This is a genomic window from Streptomyces sp. TLI_185 (genome assembly GCF_003814765.1).
GTDB lineage: Bacteria > Actinomycetota > Actinomycetes > Streptomycetales > Streptomycetaceae > Streptomyces.
Map to the genome: position 1 here is coordinate 3,214,090 of NZ_RKRB01000001.1, position 14,023 is coordinate 3,228,112.

At 71.6% G+C, this 14,023-nt stretch carries 11 protein-coding genes and 2 pseudogenes; 5 read left to right on the plus strand and 8 right to left on the minus strand.

Going from position 1 to position 14,023, the window contains the following annotated elements; translation table 11 throughout:
* Positions 1 to 31: 31 nt before the first annotated feature.
* The 3 genes from EDD92_RS14595 to EDD92_RS14605 form a co-directional block, all read right to left on the minus strand.
* On the minus strand, positions 32 to 1,081 hold the full coding sequence (locus EDD92_RS14595; protein ID WP_123964713.1) for an endonuclease/exonuclease/phosphatase family protein: 1,050 nt from the start codon (positions 1,079 to 1,081) through the stop codon (positions 32 to 34).
* A gap of 186 nt (positions 1,082 to 1,267) precedes the next feature.
* On the minus strand, positions 1,268 to 1,909 hold the full coding sequence (locus EDD92_RS14600) for a TetR/AcrR family transcriptional regulator (RefSeq protein ID WP_185124015.1): 642 nt from the start codon (positions 1,907 to 1,909) through the stop codon (positions 1,268 to 1,270).
* 63 nt (positions 1,910 to 1,972) lie between these two features.
* Positions 1,973 to 3,562, minus strand: a complete 1,590-nt coding sequence (locus EDD92_RS14605) for an MFS transporter (protein WP_123964714.1) — start codon at positions 3,560 to 3,562, stop codon at positions 1,973 to 1,975.
* 191 nt (positions 3,563 to 3,753) lie between these two features.
* Here EDD92_RS14605 and panB point away from each other — a divergent pair, with 191 nt between their 5' ends.
* From panB to EDD92_RS14625, 3 genes are all read left to right on the plus strand, one after another.
* Positions 3,754 to 4,629: a 3-methyl-2-oxobutanoate hydroxymethyltransferase gene (gene panB / locus EDD92_RS14610; protein ID WP_030932321.1), complete on the plus strand. Its 876-nt coding sequence runs from the start codon at positions 3,754 to 3,756 to the stop codon at positions 4,627 to 4,629.
* A gap of 272 nt (positions 4,630 to 4,901) precedes the next feature.
* Positions 4,902 to 5,927 carry an ATP-binding cassette domain-containing protein gene (locus EDD92_RS14620; RefSeq protein ID WP_123964715.1) on the plus strand — a complete coding sequence of 342 codons (1,026 nt, stop codon included), beginning with the start codon at positions 4,902 to 4,904 and terminating at the stop codon, positions 5,925 to 5,927.
* Positions 5,924 to 6,739 (plus strand): ABC transporter permease, encoded by an 816-nt coding sequence (locus tag EDD92_RS14625; protein ID WP_123964716.1) that lies wholly within the window; start codon positions 5,924 to 5,926, stop codon positions 6,737 to 6,739. Before EDD92_RS14620 ends, EDD92_RS14625 begins: the two co-directional genes overlap by 4 nt.
* A gap of 28 nt (positions 6,740 to 6,767) precedes the next feature.
* On the opposite strand, the gene EDD92_RS14630 is transcribed toward EDD92_RS14625, so the two are convergent.
* Both EDD92_RS14630 and EDD92_RS51080 read right to left on the minus strand, forming a co-directional pair.
* Positions 6,768 to 9,539, minus strand: a complete 2,772-nt coding sequence (locus tag EDD92_RS14630) for an AAA family ATPase (protein ID WP_260326532.1) — start codon at positions 9,537 to 9,539, stop codon at positions 6,768 to 6,770.
* 404 nt (positions 9,540 to 9,943) lie between these two features.
* A pseudogene (locus EDD92_RS51080) lies at positions 9,944 to 10,678 on the minus strand (BTAD domain-containing putative transcriptional regulator); the annotation flags it as partial.
* Positions 10,679 to 10,942: 264 nt separating this feature from the next.
* Here EDD92_RS51080 and EDD92_RS14635 point away from each other — a divergent pair.
* The gene (locus tag EDD92_RS14635) at positions 10,943 to 11,743 is read left to right on the plus strand and encodes a site-2 protease family protein (RefSeq protein ID WP_123964717.1); all 801 of its coding nucleotides are present in this window, start codon (positions 10,943 to 10,945) and stop codon (positions 11,741 to 11,743) included.
* On the opposite strand, the gene EDD92_RS14640 is transcribed toward EDD92_RS14635, so the two are convergent.
* The 3 genes and pseudogenes from EDD92_RS14640 to EDD92_RS14650 form a co-directional block, all read right to left on the minus strand.
* Complete coding sequence (locus EDD92_RS14640) at positions 11,733 to 11,918, minus strand: hypothetical protein (protein WP_123964718.1); 186 nt, start codon at positions 11,916 to 11,918, stop codon at positions 11,733 to 11,735. The genes EDD92_RS14635 and EDD92_RS14640 overlap by 11 nt on opposite strands.
* Before the next feature lie 62 nt (positions 11,919 to 11,980).
* Entirely contained in the window at positions 11,981 to 12,697 is a 717-nt protein-coding gene (gene npdG / locus EDD92_RS14645; protein WP_099928399.1) for an NADPH-dependent F420 reductase, read from the minus strand.
* Positions 12,698 to 12,734: 37 nt separating this feature from the next.
* A pseudogene (locus tag EDD92_RS14650) lies at positions 12,735 to 13,136 on the minus strand (exo-alpha-sialidase); the annotation flags it as partial.
* Between the two features lie 279 nt (positions 13,137 to 13,415).
* Here EDD92_RS14650 and EDD92_RS14655 point away from each other — a divergent pair.
* Entirely contained in the window at positions 13,416 to 14,018 is a 603-nt protein-coding gene (locus EDD92_RS14655) for a hypothetical protein (RefSeq protein ID WP_123964719.1), read from the plus strand.
* Positions 14,019 to 14,023: the final 5 nt, after the last annotated feature.

Here is a 14,023-nt window from a genome sequence, read left to right on the forward strand (position 1 = left end):
CAAAGTCTCTCGGGCCCTGTATTCCAGGAGGTCAAGAGCTGGTGTCGAGGCTCACACGGGCCGCGATCGGCAGGTGGTCGCTCCCGGTCCTGGGCAGCGTCCACGAGGTCACCGGCTCGATGCCCTGGACCATGATCTGGTCGATCCGCGCCATCGGGAACGAGGCCGGCCAGCTGAACCCGAACCCGCTGCCCGCCGCGCCCTGCGTGGAACGCATCTGGGAGGTGACGCCATTGAGGGCGCGGTCGTTCATCGTGCCGTTCAGATCGCCGAGCAGCACCTTCCGCTTCAGCGGCTCGTGCGAGATGGCCTCGCCCAGCGCGTTGGCGCTCGTGTCGCGCTGCCGGGCCGTGAACCCGGCTTCCAGCTTCACCCGCACGGACGGGAGGTGGGCGACGTAGAAGGCGACCTGCCCCTCGGGCGTGGTCACCGTGGCGCGCATGGCCCGGGTCCAGCCCAGCTTGATGTCGACGGCCCCGACCCCGGTCATGGGGTACTTGCTCCACAGTCCGACGGTGCCCTGCACCGAGTGGTACTTGTACGTCGAGGCCAGCGCCTTCTCGTACACCGGCACCGCCGACGCGGTCAGCTCCTCCAGGGCCAGCACGTCCGCGCCGGACGCGGCCACGTCACGGGCCGTGCCCGAGGGGTCGGGGTTGTCGGCGTTGACGTTGTGCGTGGCGACGGTCAGGTCGCCGCCGCCGACGGTCTTGTCGGTGAGCAGCCCGCCGAAAAGGTTCAGCCAAACGGCCGCCGGCAGCACCACCGCGATCAGCGCGGTCGCCGACCTGCGCACCAGGGCGAGCAGGAGCAGCACCGGGACCAGGAGGCCCAGCCAGGGCAGGAAGGTCTCGGTGAGGCTGCCCAGGTTGCCGATGCGGTTGGGGATCCGGGCGTGCAGCAGCATGACCAGGGCGAGGACCACCGCGAGCGCGGCGACGACGAGGCCGCGGCGCCAGATTCTCGGGTCGCCGCGCCATCCGGAGACCAGGCGGTCGAGCAGGCGCCGGAGCCGGTCTCCCCGGTGCTCGGGCCCCGAGCCGCCGTTGTCCGTCTCCGTCACATACGCCTGCTGCGCCATACCGCGTCGCCTCACTGCCTGCCGTGCAACTCGTCCATCCCCCCTGTCCGAAACCCTAGGGGATGATCGAGCCTGTCCCTGCCGTCGCATGACGGCCGTACGGGCACGAGGACGACGAACCCGGCGCGGGGAGTTCCGAATGCGGCCCCGGAAAGCGCCCTCTGTGACGCAACGCGCACATTCGGGTTAGGTGGTTGAGGATTTGACGGGTCGTAGCCCTTCGAGGAGCGTGTCCACGATCCGCTCCGACAGGCCCTCGGAGAGGTCGGTCTCCTCCTCCACCGCCGGGCGCATGACGGTGCGCAGCAGCATGGGGCCGACGATCAGGTCGTTGACCAGCTCGAGGTCGAGGTCCTCGCGGAGTTCGCCGTTCTGCTGGCCGCGGCGCAGGATCTCGATCTGCAGTCTGCGCCGCGGCCGGACGACGGAGGCGTGGTAGGCGGCCCAGACCTTCGGGCTGCTCTTCATCTGGGCGAACACGTTGTGCAGGAGCACGGAGGTGCGGGTCATGACGCCGCGCTGCCGCAGCTGCTCCAGGAGAGCCACGAGGTCGTCGCGCATGGACGTGCCGGGGAGTTCGGGGTCCGGGGGCTCGGCGGCGCGTACGACGTCGACGAAGAGCTCCTCCTTACCGTTCCAGCGGCGGTAGATGGTGGCCTTGCCGACGCCCGCCGTGCGGGCGATGCGCTCGATGGAGAGTTCGGCGAGCGGGACGCCGTCCTCCAGGAGCTTCATCACGCCCTCTATGACGGCGCGTTCGACCGCCTCACTGCGGGGGCGTCCCCGTGCGGGCACCCCGGGAGGGGCCGGGCTGTCGGCGAGGCTCACTTCTGCGTCCCTTCGTCGTGCTGGAGCGATTCTCCCCGTTGCCCCCCAGTACTGCGGAAGACGCTATTCCGCCGCGGCCACCAACTCCTGCTCCTCCTCGCCCTCCTGACGGGCCGGCGGCTTCCCGGGCAGGAACAGGGCCACGACGGCCGCGCCGACGACCGCCACGCCCGCTCCCCACAGCGCGGTGATGTGCATCGCGTGCAGGAACGCGTCGTTGGCCGGGGTGACCAGGGCCCTGCCCTGCGGACCGAGTTTGGCGGCGACGCCGAGGGTGGCCTCGATGGACTCGCCAGCGGTGTCACGCAGGCCGGCGGGCAGCGGGCCGAGCTTGCCCTCGATGCCGTTGCGGTAGGCCGTGGACAGGACGGAGCCGAGGACCGCGATACCGAGGGCGCCGCCGACCTGGCGGAAGGTGTTGCTGAGCGCGGACGCGGAGCCGGCCTTCTCGCGGGGCAGGGCCTGCATGATGACGACGCTGGTCGGCGTCATGATGTGTGCCATCCCGGTGCCCATGAGGAAGAAGATGACCTCGAGGAGCCAGATCGGGGTGTCCGCGTCCAGCGTGGCGAACGCGGCCAGCATCGCAGCGATGATCACCATGCCGCCCGTGGTGGTGGCCTTGTTGCCGAAGCGGTCCACGACCAGCCGGGCGCGCGGCGCGAAGATCAGCTGGGCGGCGGCCAGCGGCAGCATCAGCAGACCGGTCTGCAGCGGCGAGTAGCCGCGCACGCTCTGGGTGTAGAAGACGGAGAAGAAGGTCACGCCCATGAGCGCGAAGAAGACCAGCGCGATGGCGGCCATGGCGGCCGAGAAGACCTTGTTCCGGAAGTAGGTGACGTCGAGCGACGGGTGGTCGCTGCGCTTCTCGAACACGATGAAGCCGGCGAGCACGACAAGGCCGGCGGCGATCGTCGACAGCACCTTGGCGTCCGCGAAGTCGGCGAGTTCGCCGCCCTTGATGATGCCGTAGACGAGCAGGACGAGGCCGACCACGGACAGGACGACACCGACGGGGTCCACGCGGCCCGGCCTCGGGTCGCGGGAGTCGGGGACCAGCCACAGCATCAGCGCGAGGGCGAGCAGCACGATCGGCACGTTGATGAGGAAGACGGAGCCCCACCAGAAGTGGTCGAGGAGCACACCGCCGGTGATCGGCCCGATGGCGATGGCCAGACCGACGCCGCCCGCCCAGATGCCGATGGCCTTCGGCTGCTCCTCCCGCTCGAAGACGTTCATGAGGACCGCGAGGGTGGCCGGCATGACGAAGGCGGCGCCGAGGCCCATCAGCGCGCGGAAGGCGATGAGCTGGGTGGGTGAGCCGGACTCCGCGGCCAGCGCGGACCCGATGCCGAACACGGCGAGCCCGCCGAGCAGGACCTTCTTGCGTCCGAGCCGGTCGCCGAGCAGGCCCGCGGTGAACAGTAGACCCGCGAAGACGAGCGTGTAGGCGTTGATCGCCCACTCCAGCTCGCTCTGCGTGGCGCCCAGCCCGGTCGGGGCCGGGGTGGAGATCGTCTTGATGGCGACGTTCAGGATCGAGTTGTCGAGCACCACGATCAGCAGGCTGAGCATCAGGACGCCGAGGATGGCCCAGCGGCGCCGGTGCACCGCCTCCGGTATCCGGGGTGCGGGAACGGGGGGAGTCGTCATGCCGTCCAGGCTAGGCGAATTCCGATACGAGACGGTGCCGTATCGTAAATGTTTTACCTGGACCTTACGTCCGGCCCTGCGTGCCGTACGTGACGGAGTTCCCTCTGGCCCTGGCTGGCACGAAGTGCCACCATGGGGGTGATCCGGGGACGCCGTCAGGGCGCCTCGAGATGACTGAAGGAGCCGTTGCAATGACGCAGCTTTCGGCTGCCCAGACTGTCCAGAACAGGCCCTCCGACGGCAGCAAGGCGCTGTATGGAGGCAAGGGCACACGCCGTATCACCGTTCGCGACATCGCCCTCGCCAAGGAACGCGGCGAGAAGTGGCCCATGCTCACCGCCTACGACGCGATGACCGCGTCCGTCTTCGACGAGGCCGGCATCCCGGTGATCCTCGTCGGCGACTCGGCGGGCAACTGCCACCTCGGGTACGAGACCACCGTGCCCGTCACCATGGACGAGATGACCATGCTGTCCGCGGCCGTCGTACGCGGTACGCAGCGCGCCCTGATCGTCGGCGACCTTCCCTTCGGCTCCTACCAGGAGGGTCCGGTGCAGGCGCTGCGCTCGGCGACCCGGCTGGTGAAGGACGCCGGGGTGGGTGCCGTGAAGCTGGAGGGCGGCGAGCGGTCGCACGAGCAGATCCGGCTGCTCGTCGAGTCCGGCATCCCGGTCATGGCCCACATCGGGCTGACCCCGCAGTCCGTGAACGCGATGGGCTACCGGGTGCAGGGGCGCGGCGAGGAGGCGGCCCAGCAGCTGCTGCGGGACGCGAAGGCCGTGCAGGACGCGGGTGCGTTCGCGGTCGTGCTGGAGCTGGTGCCGGCGGAGCTGGCGGCCGAGGTGACGCGGGTGCTGCACATTCCGACGGTGGGGATCGGGGCCGGTCCCGAGACGGATGCGCAGGTGCTGGTGTGGACGGACATGCTGGGGCTGACCTCCGGCCGGGTGCCGAAGTTCGTCAAGAAGTACGCGAACCTGCGTGAGGTCATGGGGAACGCGGTGAAGGAGTTTGCGGAGGACGTGGTCGGCGGGGCGTTCCCGTCGGAGGAGAACTCCGTCCACTAGCCACTAGAAATCCGTCCAGCAGAGCCACAGTGGCACAGAGGCAGCCCGCCGATTTCCCCCGTCGGCGGGCTGCCGGTTTGTTTTCTCGCCCCCGCCGCCCCTTCCCGTCCCGTCCCTGGGGGCTGCGCCCCCAGACCCCCGCTTCGGCCTGAACGGCCTCGTCCTCAAACGCCGGACGGGCTGAAATTGCTGTCGGCGGTCTGTAGGTGCCGACAGGGCGGTGTCGGTGAGCTGTCGGTCGTTTGTCGGTCGGCGCTGTCACCTTCGTTGTCATGACGCGAATCGACAAGAACCCCAGCGACGGCGGTAGCGCCGTCACCGTGCGGGGGCTGGTCAAGCACTACGGCGAGACCAAGGCGCTGGACGGTGTCGACCTGGATGTGCGCGAGGGCACCGTGATGGGTGTGCTCGGGCCGAACGGCGCCGGCAAGACCACCCTCGTGCGGATCCTGTCCACCCTGCTCGCCCCGACCTCGGGGCAGGCGACCGTCGCCGGATACGACGTCCTGCGGCAGCCCCGGCAGCTGCGCCGGGTGATAGGTCTCACCGGGCAGTACGCCTCCGTCGACGAGAAGCTCCCCGGCTGGGAGAACCTGTACATGATCGGGCGGCTGCTCGACCTGCCCCGCAAGGACGCACGCGCGCGTGCCGACGAGCTGCTGGAGCGGTTCTCGCTCACCGACGCCGCCAAGCGGCCAGCGAGCACCTACTCCGGCGGTATGCGGCGGCGGCTGGACCTGGCCGCCTCGATGATCGGGCGGCCCGCGGTGCTGTTCCTCGACGAGCCGACCACCGGACTCGACCCGCGCACCCGCAACGAGGTGTGGGCCGAGGTCAAGACCATGGTCGGCGAGGGCGTGACCGTGCTGCTCACCACCCAGTACATGGAGGAGGCCGAGCAGCTCGCCACCGAGCTGACCGTCGTGGACCGCGGCAAGGTCATCGCCGGCGGTGCGATCGACGAGCTGAAGGCCAAGGTGGGCGGACGGACGCTGCGGGTGCGGCCCGCCGATCCGCAGCAGCTGCGACCGCTCGCCGCCACCCTCGACGACCTCGGCATCACCGGGCTCGCCACGACGACCGTCGACACCGAGAGCGGTTCCGTGCTCGTGCCGATCCTCAGCGACGAACAGCTGACCGCGGTGGCCGGCGTGGTCATCGCTCAGGGCATCACGATCAGCTCCATCACCACCGAACTGCCCAGCCTGGACGAGGTGTTCCTGTCCCTCACCGGCCACCGCGCCAGTGCCCCACAGGACGCCGTACCCACCGACACCCTCGAGGAGGTCGCCGTATGAGCGCGGCAACCGCCACCGCTCCGGCCGCCGATGCGCACATCCCGCTGCGCGGCCACCTGCGCCACACCGGCGCCCTGATACGCCGCAACCTGCTGTGGATCAAGCAGGACCCCGAGTCGATGTTCGACGCGCTGCTGATGCCGATCATCTTCACCCTGCTGTTCGTGTACGTCTTCGGCGGCTCGATCGGGCAGGCACTGGGCGGCGGCCAGCACGGCTACGTCCAGTACGTCATCCCCGGCATGCTCGCGATGATGAGCATGTCGATGTCGCAGGGCGTGGGCACCGGCTTCAGCCAGGACTTCAACTCCGGTGTCATGGACCGCTTCCGGTCCCTGCCGATCGGGCGCGGCTCGGTGCTGTTCGCGAAGATCGCGGTCGAGCTGGCGCGCATGCTGTTCGCCACGACCGTGCTGATGATCGTCGCCGTGCTGGTCGGCTTCGACATCCACCACTGGGGCGGTCTGTTCGCGACGGTGGGCCTCTCCGCGGTGTTCGCCTCGTCGATCATGTGGGTGTTCCTCACCCTGGGCGTGGTCCTGAAGAACGCACAGTCCGTGCAGGCGATGGGCTTCCTGGTGCTGTTCCCCCTGCAGTTCGGCTCGTCGATCTTCGCGCCGCCGAAGAACATGCCGGGCTGGCTGCAGACCTTCACCGACTACAACCCGCTGTCCACGCTCGCCGACGCGGCGCGCGGACTGATGGTGGGCGGCCCGGTCGCGCACGACCTGTGGATGACGCTCGGCTGGTCCGTGGCGATCACGGCGGTCGCGGCGCCGTACGCGATCCACAAGTTCCGTACCAAGAGCTGACGCAGCCCCAGGTGTGCTTCGGTCCGCGTCAGACCAGGGCGGCGGCCTCCTCCGCGGAGAGGCCGCCGCCCTCCGCGTGGGCGGACTCGTACGCCTCGTCGCCGAGGGACGCGCGCGCGAGCCGTTCGGCCAGGGCGTACACCTCGCACTCCAGGGACGTCGCAACATGGCCGGCGGGCAGCAGGGTCTGGGCGGTCCCGATGCAGCGGGCGGCGTCCCGGGCCCGGCTGCCGCCGTTTGCACCGGCGAGGCCGATCGCGGCGAGGGCCAGATACAGCGGGCGCATGTGCGGGGCGATGGCCTCGGACAGCGGGTCGCCGGCCCGTTGGAGCGCCTGCCGGGCCTTGTCCAGGGATTGCTCGTAGTGGCCGTCGGCCGCCTCCACGAAGGCCTCCGAGCCGAGGATGAACGCATCGAAGACGATGAAGTGGGCGATCCTGAACTCCTCGCGCAGCAGCCGCAGTTGCTCGCGCGCCTCCTGTATCCGGCCGGTCATGGCGAGCCTGCCGGCGAGGAACATCCGGGCGGCGGGCATGGCCTCGTTGCCCGAGCCGTCCTTCCGCTCGATCACCTCGCGCAGCAGCTGCTCGCCCCGCTCCGTCTCGCCCGCCTCCAGGAGCGCGCTGCCGAGCCGGGCGCCGAGCACGGCCATCTGGGCGCGGGCGCCGAGCCGTTCGGCGCGTTCCATCGCCGCCTCGTAGTCGGCGGCGGCCGCCGCGTACTCGCCGATCCGTTCATGGGCCTCGCCGCGGGCGGACAGCGCCTCGGCGGTGCCCCACAGGTCGCCGATCCGCCGGTAGATCTCCAGCGACTCGCCCGCGTCGCGCTGCGCGTCACCCGCCCAGTCGCTGCGGTTGGCGAGGAGGTTGGCGCGCATCTGCAGGGTGGCGGCGAGTTCCCACTCCATGCCCGGGGTGGCCCGGCAGGTGTCGACGCTGGCGTCGAGGATCCCGGGCAGCCGGTCCACGCTGCCGGTCAGCATCACGGCGTAGAACCAGAGAATGCCGGGCGTACGGCAGTTCTGCGGGAGGCCGGGCCGGTAGACCTCGGTTATGGTGCGCAGCTTCTCCTTCGCCTGGGGGGACTCCCAGGCCTCCAACTCGGTGTCCATGCAGGCCAGATGGGCGAGATGGACCCCGCGGCGGGCCTCGGCGAGGAGTTCGCCGGACAGCGGGGGCGGGACGTCGGTGCAGCGCTGCCAGACCGGTTCGGCGCGCCGGGCGGGGGCGGTGAAGGGGTCGGGGCCGAGGGCCATGACCTCGACGCACCAGTTGCGGGCCTCGATGCGGGCGTCACGCATCTGCCAGTACCAGGCCAGCGACAGGATCAGGCAGAGGCCTTCCTGTTCGTCGCGCTCGGCGACGGCGTGGCGCAGGGCGGTGCGCAGGTTCTCGTACTCGCGCTCCAGCAGCTCGATGGCGGCGAGCTGGCCGGGGCCGCGCAGCAACGGGTCGGTGGTGCGGGCGAGTTCGCGGTAGTACGTCAGATGCGCGCGCTCGGTCTCCGGGCGCCGCCCCGTCTCGTCCAGGCGCTCGCCGGCGTACTCGGCGACGGTCTCGAGCAACCGGTAGCGCATGCCTCCGTCGCCCGAAGGAGCGGCCACCACAAGGGACTTGTCGACGAGTGAACCGAGGGCCTCCAGCGCTGCGGGTCCGCAGACGGCCTCGGCAGCGGCAAGATCACAGCCGCCCGCGAAGACGGAAAGCCTCCGCAGCACCTCCCGCTCCTCCTCGTCGAGCAGATCCCAGGACCAGTCGACGACCGCGCGCAGGGTCTGCTGGCGGGGCAGGACGGTGCGGCTGCCGGAGGTGAGGAGGCGGAAGCGGTCGTCGAGCCGGTCGGCGATCTGACGAGGCGTCAACATACGGAGCCGGGCGGCGGCGAGCTCGACCGCGAGCGGCAGCCCGTCGAGCCGCCGGCAGATCTCGGCGCACGCCTCGGGGTCCTCGCCGACCCGGAACCCGGGCCTGGCGGCCGCGCCCCGGTCGGCGAGCAGCCGCAGCGCGACCGGCTCGGGCAACGGCTCCACGGGCCGCAGCAACTCGCCCGGTACGCCCAGGGGTTCACGGCTGGTGGCGAGCACCGTCAGTTCAGGGCAGCGCTCGAGCAGCTCCTCCACCAGCCGGGCGGCGGCCTCGACGACATGCTCGCAGTTGTCGAGGACGATCAGCATGCGCCGCCGGCCGCAGTGCTCGGCGAGCCGCTCGACGGGGTCGTCGTGCCGCTCGGCCCCTGCCGCCCGCATCGCCTCGGCACCGGCGCCGTACAGCACGGTCTCGCGGGCCCCGACGGCGGTCAGCACGGCCTCCGGTACGGCGTCCGGGTCGTCGACGGGCGCGAGCTCGGCCAGCCACACCCCGTCCGGGGCCGCATACCGCACGGTCTCGGCGGCCTCCTGCGACAGCCGGGTCTTCCCCGCCCCGCCGGGCCCGAGCAACGTGACCAGCCGGGCCGCCGCGAGATCCCCGCGGATGGCCTCGATGTCGCCCTCCCGTCCGACGAAGGAGGTGAGGCGGGCGCGGAGGTTGCCGGGGGGCCGAGGGGCATCGACTGCGGGGGCGGCAGCCGCCGTACCTTGGGCGCCGGCCCCCCGACCCGGCAGGCCGCCGACCACGGCCCCTGCGCCCGCACCGTCCGGCCCTCCACCAACGGCACCCGACCAACCGACCGCCCCCTCACCACTGTTCCGCCCGTAGCCGTCCGACGGGACGCCGGCGCCACTCCCACGCCCCCGCCCGTCCCGCCCTCCCGACCGCTCACCGACACCTCGCCCGGAAGCACCCGCCGGATCGCCGGACACACGGCCGCGCGCCCGCAAGTCCCCATCCTCCGGCCGCAGCAACTCCCCCGGCCCTTCACCGACACCCCGGCCAGAACCCCCAGGGACCCCGGCGCCAAACCCTCGTCCCCGCGCGTCCCCCTCCTCCGACCGCAGCAACTCCCCCGACCCCTCACCGACACCCCGCCCGCGACCACCCGACGGAGCACCGGCCCCGCGGCCGCGCCCCCGCACCTCCCGCTCCTCCGCCGACGACCACTCCCCCGCCCCTCACCTACACCCCGGCCGGAACCACCTCCAGGGACCCCGGCGCCAAACCCTCGTCCCCGCGCGTCCCCCTCCTCCGACCGCAGCAACTCCCCCGACCCCTCACCGACACCCCGGCCGGAACCACCCAGCGGAACGTCGGCACCAAGCCCGTGTCCCGGCTCATCCGGTCGCAGCAACTCCCCGTACAGCGCCCTCAGTTCGCTCCCCGGGTCCGCTCCCAGGCGGTCCGCCAGGAGGCGTCGTACGTCCTCGAACGCGGCCAGGGCCTCCGCCGTGCGGCCCGCGTCGCGCAGGGCGCGCAGGCGCAGGGCCTGGAGGGGTTCGTCGAGGGGGTGGGTGTCGCACAGGGCGGTCAGTTCGGGCAGAGACTGCTCGGCATGGCCCAGGGCGAGGGCGGCGGTGTGGCGGGTGCGCAGGGCGTCGAGGCGGCGGGTGTCCCAGCGGGCCGCCTCCGCGGTGCGGTCGGGGAGGTCGGCCAGGGCGGGCCCGTGCCACAGGCCGAGGGCGTCGTCGAGGACGACGGCCGCCTTGGCGGGGTCGCCGTCGGCGAGCGCGCGCGTACCCTCGCCGGTCAGCCGCTCGAAACGGTGCAGGTCGACGTCGTCGGGCCGGGCCGCGAGCCGGTAGCCGCCCTCGGCGGAGGCGACGGCGTCCGCGCCGAGCGCCCGCCGCAGCCGGCCGACCAGCGCCTGCAGCGCACCAGGCGCATCGGCGGGCGGGTCACCGCCCCACACCTCGTCGACCAGGACGGCGGCAGACACGGTGCGCCCGGCGCGCAGGGCCAGCACGGTCAACAGAGCACGCAGCCGCGCCCCGCCGACCGGGACAGGGGTGCCGTCGGGGCGGAGCGCCTGAGTGGTGCCGAGGATGCGATAGCGCACGGGGTCCATTGTCTCCGTTGACGTCGGGGGCGGTCATGGGGTTCGGGTGAGCGGCGTGGAGCTGGGCGGGGCGGTCACGGGGGCGACGCAACCCTGCTCGTCCCCGCCGGCCCGTCGCCGGCGATTCCCCGCAGCCGTCCCGCGCAGAACATATGCCGATCCCCCATGTCCCCACCCTTCCACGGAACCCCCGGCCCACTGCGAGACGTTTTCCACGTACGCCCGGTACCGTCGGGCAGTCCCACCGCGTGCACGCACAGTCCAGGGAGTCCCATGACCACCGCCACCACCAGCCGTAGCGACCGGAGGATCAGCCCCGTCTTTCTCGGGATCCTGGCCGTCACGGCGGTCACGGGATGGGCCACCTGGACCGGGTTCGCCGAGCAGCCGGGCGTGGCCGTGTTCCTGTTCGTGACGGCGGCCTGGATCGTCTCCCTGTGTCTGCACGAGTACGCACACGCGCGTACCGCCCTGCACAGCGGCGACATCTCGGTCGGTGCGAAGGGCTATCTCACGCTGAACCCCATGAAGTACACGCACGCGCTGCTGAGCATCATGCTGCCGGTGCTCTTCGTGATCATGGGCGGCATCGGTCTGCCCGGCGGCGCCGTCTTCATCGAGCGCGGGCGGATCAAGGGCCGCTGGCGGCACAGTCTCATCTCGGCGGCCGGGCCGCTGACGAACGTCCTGTTCGCGGCCGTGTGCACCGCCCCGTTCTGGCTGCACGCGCTGGACGGCGTGCCGCGCGACTTCCAGTTCGCGCTGGCCTTCCTCGCCCTGCTCCAGGTCACGGCCGCCATCCTGAACTTCCTGCCGGTGCCCGGCCTGGACGGCTACGGCGTCATCGAGCCCTGGCTGTCGTACAGGATCAAGCGGCAGGTGGAGCCCTTCGCGCCGTTCGGCCTGCTGTTCGTGTTCGCACTGCTGTGGGTGCCGTCGATCAACACCGCGTTCTTCGACGTGATCGACTCGATCCTGCGCAGCCTCGGAATCAGCGACTTCGGCACGTACTGCGGTCAGGAGCTCTACCGCTTCTGGCAGGGCACGAACGAGTTCTGCTCGGTCAGCCCGTGACGGAGGACCGGCGCTCGGCCCGGCCCCGCTTCCAGTAGTACCAGCACATGTTGCTGGACAGCCCCGCGAGCAGGATCCACACGATCCCCAGCCAGCTGCCCTGCGCGAAGGAGACCACGGCCGCGGCCACGGCGAGGATGAAGACGATCAAGGCATAGATGCCAAGGCGGGGCATTGCGGTCGGCTCCTGTCGGCGGACTCGGGGACACTGCTACGGCTCCAGTGTCCCCCACGCCCTCATACGTCCGTGACGCGGAGCCCGGCGTGCGCCTTGTACCGGCGGTTCACGGAGATCAGGTTGGCGACCAGCGACTCGACCTGGTGGGCGTTGCGCAGCCGCCCGGCAAAGATGCCGCGCATGCCCGGGATGCGCCCGGCCAGCGCCTGCACGATCTCGACGTCGGCCCGCTCCTCCCCCAGCACCATCACGTCGGTGTCGATCTCGGCGATCTCCGGGTCCTGGAGCAGGACCGCCGACAGGTGGTGGAAGGCGGCGGCGACCCGGGAGTCCGGCAGCAGGGCGGCGGCCTGTTCGGCCGCGCTGCCCTCCTCCGGCTTGATCGCGTAGGCGCCCTTCTTGTCGAAGCCGAGCGGGTTGACGCAGTCGACGACGAGCTTGCCGGCCAGTTCCTCACGCAGCGACTCCAGCGTCTTGCCGTGGCCGTCCCACGGTACGGCGACGATGACGACGTCGCTGCGGCGCGCGGCCTCGGCGTTGTCGGCGCCCTCGATGCCGTGCCCGAGTTCGTCCGCGGCGGCCTGGGCGCGCTCGGCGGCACGCGAGCCGATGATCACCTTCTGGCCGGCCCTGGCCAGCCGGTAGGCGAGGCCCTTGCCCTGCGGCCCGGTCCCACCGAGGACGCCGACGACGAGCCCGGAGACGTCGGGCAGGTCCCAGGGGTCCTTGGCGGGGGCCTTCGCGGGGGTCTGTGCAGCACTGTCGGTAGAGGTCATGGGCCGACTTTACGTCCGCCCCGACCACCCCTGCGGGTCAGGTGAGCCGCGTCACGGGCAGCCGTCGCAGGACGATCCGCTCGTAGGCGCCGAAGTCCCCGGTCTCGTAGAGGATTCCGACGGTCGAGGCGTCGATGCGGACGAGGTCGGAGTAGGCGGCGGGCAGACCGTCCATCGTGTACACCGGGCGCCAGGTCATGCCGTTGTCGGTCGAGGCGCGGACGGTCATCAGGGCGCGGGCGTCGGGGTGGGCCGGGCCGGAGAAGAGCAGCACGTCCGGGTCGCGGAGCTGGAGGAGGCTGCCCTCGCACACCGGGCCCTCGAGGCCGGCCTGCGGCCGGAAGGGGATGCGCAGGGTCCTGCCGCCGTCCTGGGAGTGGGCGTCGGCGCGGTTGCCGGGCGACGGGGAGTCGTTGCGGGTGTTGAAGTGACCCGGCCCTCGCAGAAGGCGAGGAGGGTGCCCTTGGCGGTGACGACCGCCGCCGGGATCCGGTACTGCATTATTCCGGGGGACAACCCCCGGGCCCCCAGCAGAAAAGCAGGTCAGCAGAGGCGACCGACGCGCACATCGCGAGGCGAACCTGAGTAACTCGCGTATCCCTCATGGCCGGCGCGGAAGGGGACGGTGGCTTCTGTCATCCGCGCACTGTCGCCAGGTCGGGCGAATTCAGGGTGAACGCCCGGTCACGGGTGACCGACTGGGGCAGGATGCGCAGGCATGGACGCCGTACGTGTCGCGTTGCTGCGTGAAGTGCTCGCCGGGACCGAGTGGTTGGGGGCCACGCGGCGGTTCGCGGGGGCGCTGCGCGGGTCGGTGGTGTCGCACGGCGGGGGGCTGCTGCTGGTGGGCACGGAGGAGTACGAGCCGTGGCATCTGGCGGCCCATCTGGTGGACGAGGCCGCGTGGTCGGGGACACCGGAGCTGACGCCGACGCTCGTACGGCACGGGGCGCGTCCGTCGGATCCGGCGCATCTGGCGGTGGGTCTTGGGCGGTTGGCGGCGGCGCGGCGGGGGGAGACGCTGCTGGTGGTGGCGCCTGCCGGGCCGGGGTGTCCGCTGCTGGAGCGGGTGTACGACGTGCGGCGGGCCGGGGCGACGGTGTTGGCGCTCGGGGCGGGGGAGGGTGAGCTCGCCTCGATGGCCCATGAGTCGCTGGCTGTGCCGGAGGGGTCCGAGCTGGATCTGGATACTGTGCAGCATCTGGTGAGTGCGGCGGCCGGGGAGAACGCGCTGCCGGCGCCTCGGGGGAACCGGCGCCTGCGGGATCGCCTGTACCGGCTGGCGGAACAACTGACGGCTCCGCCGCCGGCGCGCTGGTGACGTCC

Bases quoted from the DNA above. Each gene is read 5' to 3' on its own strand.
- EDD92_RS14595 (WP_123964713.1), bottom strand. From the start codon at position 1,081: ATGGCGCAGCAGGCGTATGTGACGGAGACGGACAACGGCGGCTCGGGG.
- EDD92_RS14605 (WP_123964714.1), bottom strand. From the start codon at position 3,562: ATGACGACTCCCCCCGTTCCCGCACCCCGGATACCGGAGGCGGTGCAC.
- EDD92_RS14655 (WP_123964719.1), top strand. From the start codon at position 13,416: ATGGACGCCGTACGTGTCGCGTTGCTGCGTGAAGTGCTCGCCGGGACC.
- panB (WP_030932321.1), top strand. From the start codon at position 3,754: ATGACGCAGCTTTCGGCTGCCCAGACTGTCCAGAACAGGCCCTCCGAC.
- EDD92_RS14635 (WP_123964717.1), top strand. From the start codon at position 10,943: ATGACCACCGCCACCACCAGCCGTAGCGACCGGAGGATCAGCCCCGTC.
- EDD92_RS14640 (WP_123964718.1), bottom strand. From the start codon at position 11,918: ATGCCCCGCCTTGGCATCTATGCCTTGATCGTCTTCATCCTCGCCGTG.
- npdG (WP_099928399.1), bottom strand. From the start codon at position 12,697: ATGACCTCTACCGACAGTGCTGCACAGACCCCCGCGAAGGCCCCCGCC.
- EDD92_RS14620 (WP_123964715.1), top strand. From the start codon at position 4,902: ATGACGCGAATCGACAAGAACCCCAGCGACGGCGGTAGCGCCGTCACC.
- EDD92_RS14625 (WP_123964716.1), top strand. From the start codon at position 5,924: ATGAGCGCGGCAACCGCCACCGCTCCGGCCGCCGATGCGCACATCCCG.